Here is a 12,934-nt window from a genome sequence, read left to right as displayed (position 1 = left end):
AGGACATGGAGGAACATCGGTTTCAACTGAAGGCGACATGGGAAGGCGGCCTGTCTGGTACGGGCACATTGAGTGGCAAAGGGCTGAAAACGGCGATTTCCGTTCCGAGCGAAATGAATGGGCCAGGAGTTGGCACCAATCCGGAGGAACTTTTGATCGGTGCAGCGATGAACTGTTACCTGATCACGCTCGCCGCCATTTTGCAGAGGCGTACGCTCACGGTGAAATCGCTCACGCTTCAGTCGGAGGGGATCGTCGTCGTGGAAGGCGGCAAACAAAGCTTCCAACAAATCATCCATCGCCCGCATCTGCTGCTCGCGGATGCGGACGAGGAGCAGGTGAAACAAGCGGAGCAAGCGACACATCGCGCCGAACAGGCGTGCATGATTTCCAAAGCATTGCGCGGCAATGTGGCGGTAACGGTTGAGCCGAGCATCGAGGTCGTGTAAAAGCAAAGAATGTGCTGCAAGAACGGGATGGTTTCCCGACGTTGCCAGCACATTCTTTTTTCATGTTATGCCTGTCAATACCCGATCGCGCACCCATCTTTTCGTGGGTCCGAGCCGCCTTGCAGCATGCCGGTCGCCGGATCGATCAGGATGCCTTGAAAGCCGCCGAAGCAGTCGACCAACGATACGACCTTATGTCCTTTTTCGATCAAGCCGTACCGGACGCTTCCGGCGAACTCGCTTTCAAGCGCAAGCTCATGGTTCTGGTGCAGGTAGCGCATGCGCGGCGCTTCGCCCGCCTCCTGAATGTTCATGCCGTACGCAAGCAGATTTAGCAGCACCTGGACTTGTCCTTGGGTCTGCATGTCGCCGCCCATGACGCCATAGGACAAAAACGGTTGGTCATCTTTTGTGACCATCGCCGGAATGATGGTGTGGAGCGGCCGCTTGCCGGGCTCCAATTGGTTGAGATGCCCTTCCTCGAGCGAAAAGCCGGAACCGCGGTTTTGCAGGGCAATCCCGGTGTCCCCAGCCACGATGCCGGAGCCAAAGCCGTCAAAAACGCTGTTGATAAAGGAAATCGCGTTGCGGTCCTTGTCTACGACCGTGAAATAGACGGTATCGGATTTCATCTCCAGCCCGGGACCGGTTTCTTTGATGACGCGATCCATGGAGATGAGCTGGCTGCGCGCTGCGGCGTATTCCTTGCTGAGGAGCTGATCCAGCGGAATGGCGGAAAACGCCGGATCACAGATGAAATGATCGCGGTCTGCGAGCGCCAGCTTTGTCGCTTCCGCCAGAACATGCACATAGTCAGCGGAATTGTGCGGCATGGATGACAGGTCGAACTGCTCCATGATGTTCAAAATGTTGAGCATGACCACGCCTTGCCCGTTCGGCGGGAGCTGGTAAACGCGATGGCCTTTGTATGTTACGCTGACCGGCTCGACCCATGTGGAGGAATGGCTCGCCAAGTCGTCATGCGTGAGCAGTCCGCCGTGCTCCTCCATATAAGCAGCGATTTTGCGGGCGATTTCTCCTCTATAAAAAGCATCGCGGCCGCCAGCAGCGATCGCTTTCAATGTCGCTGCCAGGCGCGGGTTGACGAACAGCTCGCCTTCTCGCGGCGCTCGCCCATCAAGCAAAAACGTTTCGCTTGCAGCCGATGTAGCGCGCAGCAATGCTTCCTCGCGCTTCCACTGGTTGCTGATGATTTCGGAAACCGGGAACCCTTTTTCCGCATACTCAATCGCGGGCTCCAAAACTTGTGCGAACGTCATGGTCCCGTGTTTCTCGAGAATTTCGGCCCAGCCATCGACGGTTCCGGGCGTTGTGACCGAAAGGATGCCTCTCTTAGGCATCGACGAGAATCCTTTGGAACGGTAAAACTCCCGGGTGGCTTTTTGCGGCGCGCGGCCGCTGCCGTTTAGGGCCTCCACCTTTTTATTTTTCTGGTTATAAAGAAGCGCGAACATGTCCCCGCCAAGCCCGGTCTGCATCGGTTCCACCACCGTCAAGACAGCGGCGGTCGCAACAGCGGCGTCAAAAGCATTTCCTCCTTGCAGCAGAATGCGCAGGCCTGCCGCTGATGCCAATGGCTGGCTTGACGCCACCATTCCGTTTGGCGCGTGCACAACAGAGCGTGTCGCTCGCGGATTTCTTGCCGGACGATCAGCCATACGAGAAGTCCCCCTTTTTGATCGGATAAGAATTTATAAGTGCTTGCGCTTATAAATTCTGGAGCGGAAGAAAAACTTCTACAGATCGAAGGATATGCTTCTTGGGACTGACTTCTGAAAGAAGTTTTTCTTATTTTTCTGTAAATGAATTTCGCATATTTCTTTTGTTAAGTCAATATCGAATTTATTGTTGAATACGAAATTGTTTTTGGATATATTTATTCATAACGTAATTTATAATCGAAAAATGGTTTCATAATGTTCTTGAGAGAACGTAGGGGGAGGAGAGGGCGAGATGGGAGTTGCTCCATATCGGGAGATCGTCATCGCCATGGTGCGGACCGGTATTGTCGGGTACGGTGGCGGGCCGTCTGTCATGCCGTTGTTTCGCCATGAAGCGGTGAACAAATACAAATGGGTGAGCGAAGATGAATTCGGGGAGATTTTGGCGCTGGCCAATGCGCTGCCCGGGCCGATCGCAACCAAAATGGCTGCCTATCTTGGCTATCAGCAGAAAAAAGGGCTCGGTGCGATCGTCGCGGTTCTGGCTCACATTTTGCCGACGAACTTGGCGATGGTAGCTTTGCTCGGGATTTTGTATGCCTTGAAAGATTCGGCGGTCATCGTCGGCATGATCGAGGGGGTGCGACCCGTCATCGCCGTGATGCTGGCCCAGATGGCCTATGAGTTTTTTATGAAGGCGTGGAAGGGATTGGGGAAAGCGGCCAGCGTGTGCTTTGCCGCGCTTGCGTTCTTGCTGCTGTCGATGATTGACCTGCATCCGGCCATCGTCGTTGCCGCGTTTCTTTTATACGGCGCCTTTCATTTGCGCGTGATGAACCGGATCAAGCGGCGACATGAAGAAGCGCAACCGAAAGAAACGACGAAGTCGAACGGAGGGGTGCCGCTATGAGCTTTCTGCTTTTGATGAATCTGTTTTGGGGATTTTTTATGGCCAATATCCTTGGCTATGGCGGAGGGCCAGCGTCGATTCCGCTGATGCAGGAGGAGATCGTGAACCATTATCATTGGCTGACCAATGAGCAGTTCGGCGACATGCTCGCGGTAGCCAATGCCTTGCCGGGTCCGATCGCAACCAAAATCGCTGCCTTCGTCGGCTATCAGCAGGCAGGGTGGCTCGGCATGCTGGTAGCGACGGCAGCCACGGTCGTGCCTTCCATACTGGCGCTGATCTTCCTGCTGCGGCTATTGAATCGCTACCGCAGCTCGGATGCGGTGAAAGGGATGACCTTGCTGGTGCAGCCTGTCATCGCCATCATGATGCTTTTGCTCACGTGGGAGATGGGGCTGGTGTCTTTTCATTCCATCGGGTGGGTGCAATTTCTCGGCATCGCTGCGGTCAGCTTTTTGATGCTGACGAAATGGAAAATCCACCCTGCCGTCGTGATTGTGCTTGCGTTCGTTTATGGCGGGCTCGTGCTTTCCCATTCGGTGGCGTGAGCGTTAGCGACCATCGCGAGACGCTGCGTCCCCTTCTGTACGGTCTGTCGGGTACATTCGCCCGGCCGGCTTGTGCGGAAGGGGACTTTTTCATGAGGCTCCCGTTACAGCTTCATGCCCATTCTGCTCTTGTATCGCTTCAGCAGCAGCTGGGATTCGACGCGCATAATCCCCGGCAAGGTGTAAAGGCGGTTCAGCAAAAAGTTTTCCATCTCTTGCATGTTTTTGAATATTCCGTGCATGTGCAAGGTGCTCGGCCCTGTCATATGGTAAAGGCTTGTCACCGCGGGCTCGCGCGACAGCTTTTCAGCCACTTCATCCAGATGCTTCGGCTCAATATCGACATTGAAAAAGGCGGAAACCTGAATGCCGACTTTGGTCGGGTTGATGACGACGGTGAAACGTTCGATGACCCCGGATTCGGCCAATGCGCTGATGCGCGCCTGAATGGCAACGCGGGAAATGCCGATCTGCTTCGCCAGATCCGTGTATGAGATGCGGCTGTTGTTATGCAGTTCCTGAAGAATTTGCTTATCGATGTCGTCCAGTTCCATCTCGGGAATGCCATTCGCCTCTGAGTATTCGTAGATCATGCGCGGGCCTCCTGTAAAAGAAGATTTCTTGGCAAAAGGTAAGCGAAAGCCGATGTTCACTTTCGATACGAAAAACTATAGCGGAATGCGATTGCAAAAGCAATGACTCCGGTAGGAAGCTGATCAGTCGACCAGCATAAAGGAGCGCGGCTGAAACACGCCTTCCGTCATCTGGTACGCGCGCAGCTTTGGCTCCACTCCCGCAAGCGAAAGAATCCAGTAGCTGAGTGCGGGATAATGCCAGCCGGCATGGTCGGCGAAAGAAGGGAGCGGAGGGGTCAGCGGATGCGTATGAAAGACGCCGAGCCATTGCAGCTGGCTTTGCCCGATCTCGCGCAAAGCGGCGAGAAGCGTTGGCCCGTCCCAGTGAAAGGAAGTGCGGTCAGCTGCCAGCTGCGAAGGCGAAAAGCTGGCGGTGATGTGCGCGCCCGTCCCTCCCAGCAAGGCGGCGAATTCTCTTGGGCGTGCAGTTTGGCCTGCATCGAGCAAGCGCTCGTAGACTTTTCGATCCATCCAGAGTCTGGTATGCTTAGTGGTAAAGGGCTCGCCCATAATGGAAGAAAGCATGATTTCGATCTCCTTGTGACAAAGGATGTAACGTGATGGAAACTAGCAAACTGACCGTAGGCGTCTGCGGCTGGGGCGATCATCATGAGCTGTACACGCAGGGCGTGCGCAGCCAGGACAAGCTGTCGGTATACGCAGGCCATTTCCCCATCGTGGAAGTGGACAGTTCGTTCTACGCCATTTTACCACAAAAAAATTATGAGAAATGGGCGCGCGACACACCCAGCTCATTCGGGTTCATCGTAAAGCCGCATCAAGGCATGACCGGTCATCAGCGCGGTGAGCAGACGGTCGACCGTAAAGAATTGTTCGCACAGTTCGAGGAGAGCATTCAGCCGCTCGTTTGGGCCAACAAGCTGAAGATGCTCCTGTTTCAGTTCCCGCCGTGGTTCGACTGCAAGCGCGAGCATGTCCGGTATGTGCAAGTCTGTGTGGCTGCATTTCAGCAGTACAGCGTCGCAGTCGAGTTTCGCCATCAAAGCTGGTTTGCGCCGCCCTATCGGGACAAGACGCTTTCGTTTTTGCGCGAGCTGGGGGCGATCCATGTTGTGTGCGATGAGCCACAGGCAGGGAATGGCTGCGTGCCGATCGTTCCCGCTGTCACCAACGAAGCGCTGTCGCTCGTCCGGTTTCACGGGCGGAACAACGCCGGCTGGCGCGAAGCAGGAGAGGGACAACACTGGCGCGATGTGCGGTATTTGTATCGCTATAATGAAGCGGAGCTGCAGGAATGGGCGCCGCGAATCCGGACGCTTGGCGAGGAGGCGCAGGAAGTCTGCATCCTGTTCAACAACAACTCGGGCGGGGACGCCGTCGCGAATGCCAAGCGGTTTATGGAGATACTACACATTGAGCCGGAAGGGCTGAACCCTCGGCAAATGGAGCTGTTCTAAAGGACGTGGACGTGTCATCATGATTACCATCGCGGTCTTGTTTTTGCTGATCGGCTTGCTGGCAGGCATCATCGGCAGCCTGGTCGGCATGGGCGGGGGAATGTTTTTTGTACCTGCCCTGCTTTATGTTGTGAACCATTATGATCCCGGCGAGATGACGCCGCAGCTGGCGGCCGGCACTTCGCTGTTTGTCATCGTGGTTACGGCGCTGTCGTCATCGGTTACGTATCTCAAACAGAAAAAAGTAGACATCCAAAGCGCCTTGCTGTTCTTTAGCGGGAGCGCCCCCGGGGCGATCACCGGCGTCTATTTGAACAAGCTGTTCGATTCTCATACATTTTCGCTCGTATTCGGCCTGTTCCAGCTCGCCATGTTCGTTCTGATGATGGTGAAGGACAAGCTGAAGCCGCGCCATGTGGAATGGGAAGTCAACCGAACATATGTGGACGAGAGCGGAACAACCCACACGTACGGCTACAGCCGATGGCTCTCCATTTTGCTTGCGTTTCTGGTCGGCAATGTTTCCTCTCTGTTCGGTGTGGGGGGCGGCATTCTCATGGTGCCGGTCATGCTGATCCTGTTTCGTTTTCCTCCGCATATGGCTACTGCAACCTCGATGTGCGTCATTTTTCTCTCTTCCCTGGTCGGCAGCATCACCAATATCATGCATCATCAGGTGGCATGGCTTTACGTGCTCTCCCTGGCGCCGGGGGCTTTGGCAGGAGGCGTGCTCGGGGCCAAAATCGCTGCGCGGCTGAAAGGGCGCACGCTTGTTTTTTTGCTGCGCATTTTGATTCTCGCGATTGCCGTGCAAATGATAACGGAATATTTTGTAGGCAAATAAGAGAAAAAAGCAGCGTGTAAAATGACGGCACGACCCCATTTTCCATGAATAGGATAAGAGTGAAGGGAGGGAGCCGCGTGACGAGTACCTGTACCTTACATATTTTGCATACGAACGATTTGCACAGCCACTTTGAACAAATGCCGCATATTGCCGCGTTGCTGAAGGAAGAGCGCAGCCGGTGGGAAGCGCAGGGGGAGCATGTGCTGACGGTCGATATCGGCGATCATCTGGACCGGATGAGCGAGCCGACCGAGGCGACGTGGGGCAAAGCGAATACGCAAATATTGAATCGGAGCGGCTATCAGTACGCCACCATCGGCAACAATGAAGGGCTGACCTTGACGAAGGCGCAGCTGAATCAGCTGTACCAGCAAGCCGATTTTACCGTCGTCCTCAGCAACTTGCGCGAGCCGCAGACGGGGGAGATTCCTCCCTGGGCGGTATCGCATGCGATTCATCGCTTTGGCGACGTGCAGGTTGCCATCCTCGCCGTGACGGCTCCTTTTACTCCCGCTTATCGGCAACTCGGCTGGGACGCACTGGCGCCGGGAGCCATTTTGCTTGAGCAGGTCGCGGCGCTTCGCCCGCATGTGGATGCAGTCGTGCTGCTCTCTCATTTAGGGTATCAGCTGGATGTGGAGTTGGCTGAGCAAATCGAGGGGATCGATGTCATTCTCGGCGCGCACACGCATCATTTGCTGGAACACGGCCAGCAGGTCGGCTCGACGCTGATTGCCCAGACCGGCAAATTCGGCCAGCGGGTCGGGCATATTACGCTGTCCATCGATCATCAGAGCAGCAGGGTAACGGCAGCCAATGCGGAAGTGCTCGATCCGCTCGATTATCCCGAGGATACAGCGGTCCGCGCTTTTCTCGCGCAGGAGTTCCGGCAAGCGGAGGAGCTGCTCACGAATACCGTGGCGCAGCTGCCCGTTGATTTTCAGCTGGATTGGGAAAAAGAAAGCCCGTTTGCCACATTTCTTGCGGCGAGCATCCGCGCCTGGACAAAGGCGGACGTGGGGATGGCGAACAGCGGACTTTTGCTGACGGGGTTGCCGGCCGGTCCGGTTACCAAGCTGGAGCTGCTTCGCTGCCTGCCGCACCCGATCAATCCGTGCGTGGTCACCTTGACGGGCGCACAGCTCGCCAAAGTGATGGAACGGGCGATACAGCCCGATTTTATCCACAAAGAGCTGCGCGGCTTCGGCTTTCGCGGCAAAGTGGCAGGCTGGATGGGCATCGATGGCATGACGGTGGAATATAGGGATACACCAGACCGTACAATCAAACAAATCAAAATAGATGGTCATCCGCTGGAACCCGCTCGAGCTTACCGGGTTGCGACAGTCGACATGTTCATGTACAACCGGCGCTTGCTGCCGGAGCTTTTGGACGGGGAGGATACCCGTTTTTTTCTGCCAGAGGTATTGCGGGAAGTGCTTGCTGCCACACTGGGCAATGAGGCGATCGTGCAAACAAGCTTCACGCCGCGCTATACTCGCTGCTGACTTTTCTAGGATTTGGGGAAAGCTAAGTGTCGAGGTGGTAGTTCGATGCGCTTTGTTGACCAATTGTATGAAATGTACCGGGGCCATTTTAACGGGGCGGAAGAAGACATTATCGCCATCGTCGTCGGTACGCTGCAGGAACAGTCGGCCGATGACTTGTACCAGCTGATTGATGAGATGGAGGAGGAAGAGGTCTTCCACATGGTGGCGAACTATTTCATCGAGGTGCTGAAACGCAAAGTCGCGATGGAGGATGAGCGCCCCCGCGATGTCCTGCATTAACCAGCGGTCACTTCCCTGCGTATCCTGCAATAGACGCGCAAGAGCGCGCAGCCGGAGGAGGGAACAAGAATGATTGAGGTAAAACCCATTCGCTTTGAAGAAGGAACGGCGACAGCCGTAACCGTCTATTTGCCCAAAACGACATTGCTATCGGTTTCAACCGATCACGGGTACATCATGTGCGGGGCTTTGGACATTGGATTGTTGAATACCCGTCTGGCAAGCCGGGAAATTCTCGCGGGTCGCGCCGTCGGGGTGAAAACGATCGACGAGCTGCTTGACGCTCCGCTGGAATCGGTTACGGCGACAGCCGAATCACGGGGAATCACGGCTGGAATGACCGGACGCGATGCGATCCGCAAGATGTTTTAATCCAAACGCTCTTTTCTAAGACGCTCTTTTCTAAGAAATTGTTGCTTTTAGAAAAGCCGTGAGTTGCTTGATATTTATAGTACCAAGCGAAGCGTGCATTCACGGTAAATGGAAATCCTATAGACTTCCTGATTTTCATTATAGAACACACGTTTCCACAACAGCAATAGCAACAAAATTTGCGAAAAGAGCCAATCCAAAAATCGACAGCTCTTACTACAAACCGCTCTCTGAATCAAAAATCAGGGGCGGTTTGTTTTTTTGTACAAATCCTCACAATAGGTTCACGAAATGAACTCCTAGCACTATTTTCTATGGTAGATATTTCTATATAATTAAGATTATCTCATGGGGAAAGGTGTCGATGTGATGCGGTTGATTACACTCCGAGAATGTCAACCAGGGGCCAAATTGGCTCGAACCATCTACGCGGACAACGGCGCCGTCCTATTGGCACAAGGTGCCGTCATCACAGAGGCGATGCTAGAACGACTGGTTCGTTTACATATTGAATTGATTTACATAGAGGATGAATGGACCGACAAGCTCAATGTAGATGAGATTGTCAGCGAGGAAACGCGGATCAAGACCCTGGCCTTCATCGAGCAGACGTTTCGCCGGGTGGCCGAAGAGCCGCAGCAGTGGCAAACGCTCTTTTCCGAAGATGAGCTGGGGGCCAAACTGCAGCAGGTGATGAACGCGATCATCGATGAGCTGAGTCAAAACCGGGCGGCGCTCAATTTGTTCGGAACGAGCTGCGCGGTGGATCATTATCATTTTTCCCACTCGTTTCACGTGACCTTGTACACGATTGCGGTTGCATGGAAAATGGGGCTGCGCGATCAGGAATTGGTGAAAATCGGCATGGGGGCCATGCTGCACGATGTCGGCAAAATGATGATTCCCGCAAACATCGCGCAAAAGCCGGGGCGCTTGACCGAGGAAGAATACGAAATCATGAAGCAGCATGCGAAGCTGGGCTACGAGCTGATGAAAAACGGGGACAGCATGATGCAGTTTGCCGCCCAGTGCGCATTGATGCACCATGAGCGCCTGGACGGAAGCGGTTATCCGCAGCAGCTGAAAGGGGACGAAATCCATTCGTACGTGCGGATCTTGACCGTCTGCGACGTGTTCGATGCGCTTTCGTCCCATCGGGTCTACCGGCAGGCGCTGCTGCCGCATGTGGCGATGGAGCTGCTGTATGCCGGCGTGGACAAACATTTTGATCACAAGATCGTCGAAGCGTTCCGCAATACGATCGCGTTGTACCCGCTTGGCCTGTCCGTTACGCTCGATACCGGAGAGAGCGGTGTTGTCACCGGATACAATCAGGGGCTGCCCAGCAGGCCGATTATCCGGCTGCTTCAGGACGCGCAAAAGCGGGCGCTGGAACACCCGCTGGAAGTCGATTTGAGCAAGCAGCTGCACCTGATGATCGCGGAATCCAATCCGATCGCCACCGTCATAGCCAGTCCTTCTTTTTAAAAATGAGGTACATGCCGAGCGCCAGGAAAAACATGAAGCCAAGGACGATAAAATAGCCGTAGCGGGTATGCAGCTCGGGCATGTTGGTAAAGTTCATGCCGTAGATGCCGGTTACGATGGTAAGCGGCATGAAGATGGTGGTCAGCGCGGTGAAAATCCGTGCGATGTCATTGGCGCGACCCGACAGGGCGGACTGGTACGCTTCACGCAAGTTGGCGATCAAATCGCGGAACGTTTCGAAGCTCTCCGCCACTTTAACCGCGTTTTCGTGAATGTCGCCGAAATACTTTTGCAGCTTGTCATCGATCAGCACAAGCTCCTTTTTGTTGAGCGCGGCGATCAAGTCTCGCTGCGGCCCGATCATCTTTTTCGCATATAAAATCTCCCGCCGAAGCCCAATGATTTGGTTCAATTGGGATTTTTGTGTGTTCAAAAGGATTTGTTCCTCCAAATTTTCCAGCATGACCTCGATTTGGTCGATGACATCGAAATACGATTCGACGATCTGGTCAACCAGATGGTAGAGAAAAAGGTCGGCAGCATTCACTTCCTCCTCCCGCAAGAGGGCCGGCATGCGCTGCATCTCGTCAACCGGATGCTTGGTGATCGTAATGATGTAGTGCTCGCCGAGAAACAGGTTCACCTCGCGCAAAAAGATTTCGCGATTCGTAAATTGGATGCTGTTGATCACGATAAAATAATGATTATGGTATTGCTCCAGCTTGGGGCGCTGCTCTTCTTCATCGATGCAGTCCTCAATCGCCAGATCATGCAGGCCGAAAAGCTGCTGGAGCAGGTCTAAATCAAACAGGCCGGCCTCGATCCAGTAAAAGCCGTTGTCGGGCGGTGAAATCGTTTCGTCGATATCGTCGATTACGGTAATCAGCCCATTTTGGACCAGTCGAATTTTCATTACATGCAGCATCCTTCCGTGGACAATCCCTTGTTCAGTTATCAGTATACCATTTGTTGTAAGGAGAGATGTCTTGAGCGACGAATCTCGTTCGAATTCGACAAATGATGAACAAAATGTGAATTAGGAAAATTGGTAATTGCTACTAATAATATGCACTGCTAAAATAATGAAATAGTTTGGATGAGCTAAACCTAATACCATATATGGAATGCTATGAGAAACCGCCTCTATCCTGGGCACTTGGGCGGTTTGGAGCAAGTAGTGCGACCGGCCAACGATTTTGTTGGGCCGGTTTTTTTGACGTTTTTACCAATTGGACAGTGGAAATGGTATTTAATGCTACTAAAATGTGCGGGGTGTATCGAACGTATGAGCAAGGGTCCTTTTCATCGATTATTTCCATTTATGAAAAAAAGACTGCCGGAAAATCACATTGCATTGGTTGTGAATGAGCTGAAAAAGAAGCATGCTGTCGAAATTGCACTTGATGACGATGAGCATGTCCAGCAGATGAAAATGATCGATCTCACCGAAGAGGAACTGTTGATCTGCAAAGCGCTTCAACCCTTCATCATGGCGAATAGCGACGGGATTGTCGAGGCATTTTACCAGTCTGTGCTGGAGGTTCCGCTGCTTCATGAACTGATCCAAAAACACAGCACGATCGACCGATTGAAAAAGACGCTGCAAGCCCACCTGATCGAAATGTTCAGCGGAAAGATCGATCGCGACTTTTTGGACAAGCGCATCCGCGTGGCAGACCGCCATGTGCAAATCGGCCTTGAGCCCAAATGGTATATGGGCGCATTTCAAAATTTGCAAGCGGCGCTGATCGATACCGCCCATCAACATTTGGCGTTGGAAGAGTACGTGCAGGCAAGCAGGGTGATTACCAAAATCCTCAATTTCGAACAGCAAATCGTGCTCGAAGCGTATGAAAAGGAAAACATCCGCCTGCGCACAAAGCAATATGAAATCGTCAAAGCCGAACTGAAAGACAAGATCGGCTCCATCAGCGAGGAATTGGCTGCGTTGACCGAACAGACGACGGCATCGATCGAGGAGCTGATGGCCAACAGCTCGGAAGTCAACCGGATCGTGATGTATAGTACGGAAAAGTCGAAAGAAACGAAAGATTACGCCTATCGTGGGCAAGAGCAGGTCAAAGAGCTGGAAGCGCGCATCAGCACGATCCATCAAAGTACGGAAGAGATGGAGGAAACGGTGACCAAGCTGAATCGCTCCGCAGAGCAAATCAAGAACGTCATCCAGATCGTACAGCAGATCGCGCAGCAAACCAATCTGCTGGCGCTCAATTCCGCGATTGAGGCGGCGCGGGCAGGGGAGCACGGCAAAGGCTTCTCGGTCGTTGCGGGCGAGGTGCGCAAGCTGTCGGAGCAGACGCAGGTTTCCGTCAAGCAAATTTCCAGTCTGATCGGAGAAACCAGCCAGTATACGCAGTCTGTCGTCAAGTCGATCAACAACGTGCAATCGCTGGTGAGCAACGGGTTGAAAGAGTCCGAGGCGACGCGGCGGGCGTTTGATCAGATCGTCAGCTCCATACAGGAGAGCATCGCGCAGATCGATCGCGTGGAAGCGGAGATGAAGATTTTGGTCCGAAGCATCGATGAAATCGGCATGGCCTCGGACAAGGTCGCGATGTCAGCGGATATTTTGAATACGACCGCGCAAAAAATATAGACGTAAAAGAACCTTTCCCGACTGCAAGGAGGAGGCAAGGTTCTTTTTTCATCGTGTAAGAATTTATAAGTGCGCGCGCTTATAAATTCTGGAGCGGAAGACGGAGTACCTCAGCGTCACTTCCAGCATCGCGTCGGTAAAAACTTCCACAGATCGAAGGATCTGCTTCTAGAATGGG

14 protein-coding genes and 1 riboswitch are annotated in these 12,934 nt (G+C 53.5%); of the genes, 10 read left to right on the top strand and 4 right to left on the bottom strand.

The features are described from left to right. The first annotated feature begins 5 nt into the window (after positions 1–5). Complete coding sequence (locus ACTID9_RS24315) at positions 6–449, top strand: OsmC family protein (protein WP_441067535.1); 444 nt, start codon at positions 6–8, stop codon at positions 447–449. Positions 450–523: 74 nt separating this feature from the next. Here ACTID9_RS24315 and ggt read toward each other — a convergent pair whose 3' ends face one another. Continuing rightward, entirely contained in the window at positions 524–2,128 is a 1,605-nt protein-coding gene (ggt, locus tag ACTID9_RS24310; RefSeq protein WP_441067533.1) for a gamma-glutamyltransferase, read from the bottom strand. Between the two features lie 295 nt (positions 2,129–2,423). Here ggt and ACTID9_RS24305 point away from each other — a divergent pair, with 295 nt between their 5' ends. Next, positions 2,424–3,041, top strand: coding sequence for a chromate transporter (locus tag ACTID9_RS24305; protein WP_441067531.1), 618 nt, complete (start codon positions 2,424–2,426; stop codon positions 3,039–3,041). After that, entirely contained in the window at positions 3,038–3,589 is a 552-nt protein-coding gene (locus tag ACTID9_RS24300) for a chromate transporter (RefSeq protein WP_441067529.1), read from the top strand. The genes ACTID9_RS24305 and ACTID9_RS24300 overlap by 4 nt, the downstream gene beginning before the upstream one ends. Before the next feature lie 104 nt (positions 3,590–3,693). Here ACTID9_RS24300 and ACTID9_RS24295 read toward each other — a convergent pair whose 3' ends face one another. Together ACTID9_RS24295 and ACTID9_RS24290 are read right to left on the bottom strand one after the other, a co-directional pair. Continuing rightward, a complete protein-coding gene (locus ACTID9_RS24295) occupies positions 3,694–4,182 on the bottom strand; it encodes an Lrp/AsnC family transcriptional regulator (protein WP_441067528.1) in 489 nt (162 codons plus the stop codon). A gap of 123 nt (positions 4,183–4,305) precedes the next feature. Next, positions 4,306–4,749, bottom strand: a complete 444-nt coding sequence (locus tag ACTID9_RS24290) for a M67 family metallopeptidase (RefSeq protein WP_441067526.1) — start codon at positions 4,747–4,749, stop codon at positions 4,306–4,308. 35 nt (positions 4,750–4,784) lie between these two features. On the opposite strand from ACTID9_RS24290, the gene ACTID9_RS24285 reads away from it, so the two are divergent. The 6 genes from ACTID9_RS24285 (at position 4,785) to ACTID9_RS24260 (ending at position 10,139) form a co-directional block, all read left to right on the top strand. After that, positions 4,785–5,642, top strand: a complete 858-nt coding sequence (locus tag ACTID9_RS24285) for a DUF72 domain-containing protein (RefSeq protein WP_441067524.1) — start codon at positions 4,785–4,787, stop codon at positions 5,640–5,642. A 19-nt stretch (positions 5,643–5,661) separates the two neighbouring features. After that, positions 5,662–6,486, top strand: a complete 825-nt coding sequence (locus ACTID9_RS24280; RefSeq protein WP_441067522.1) for a sulfite exporter TauE/SafE family protein — start codon at positions 5,662–5,664, stop codon at positions 6,484–6,486. 77 nt (positions 6,487–6,563) lie between these two features. Further along, positions 6,564–7,997 (top strand): bifunctional metallophosphatase/5'-nucleotidase, encoded by a 1,434-nt coding sequence (locus tag ACTID9_RS24275; protein ID WP_441067520.1) that lies wholly within the window; start codon positions 6,564–6,566, stop codon positions 7,995–7,997. 45 nt (positions 7,998–8,042) lie between these two features. Continuing rightward, entirely contained in the window at positions 8,043–8,279 is a 237-nt protein-coding gene (locus ACTID9_RS24270; protein WP_354094623.1) for a DUF6154 family protein, read from the top strand. 69 nt (positions 8,280–8,348) lie between these two features. Further along, on the top strand, positions 8,349–8,651 hold the full coding sequence (locus ACTID9_RS24265; RefSeq protein ID WP_441067518.1) for a YunC family protein: 303 nt from the start codon (positions 8,349–8,351) through the stop codon (positions 8,649–8,651). A 411-nt stretch (positions 8,652–9,062) separates the two neighbouring features. Beyond that, positions 9,063–10,139, top strand: coding sequence for an HD-GYP domain-containing protein (locus tag ACTID9_RS24260; RefSeq protein WP_441067516.1), 1,077 nt, complete (start codon positions 9,063–9,065; stop codon positions 10,137–10,139). On the opposite strand, the gene corA is transcribed toward ACTID9_RS24260, so the two are convergent. Further along, a complete protein-coding gene (corA, locus tag ACTID9_RS24255) occupies positions 10,117–11,052 on the bottom strand; it encodes a magnesium/cobalt transporter CorA (RefSeq protein WP_441067514.1) in 936 nt (311 codons plus the stop codon). The two genes, ACTID9_RS24260 and corA, sit on opposite strands and share 23 nt — an antisense overlap. A gap of 202 nt (positions 11,053–11,254) precedes the next feature. Beyond that, positions 11,255–11,337: riboswitch (cyclic di-GMP riboswitch) on the top strand. A 123-nt stretch (positions 11,338–11,460) separates the two neighbouring features. Here corA and ACTID9_RS24250 point away from each other — a divergent pair. Beyond that, on the top strand, positions 11,461–12,756 hold the full coding sequence (locus tag ACTID9_RS24250) for a protoglobin domain-containing protein (protein ID WP_441067512.1): 1,296 nt from the start codon (positions 11,461–11,463) through the stop codon (positions 12,754–12,756). Positions 12,757–12,934: the final 178 nt, after the last annotated feature.

The organism is Brevibacillus fluminis, assembly GCF_052072235.1.
Lineage (GTDB): Bacteria > Bacillota > Bacilli > Brevibacillales > Brevibacillaceae > Brevibacillus_D > Brevibacillus_D fluminis_A.
The sequence above is the reverse complement of the archived record's forward strand: the minus strand, read 5'-3'. Positions and strand labels throughout refer to the sequence as shown.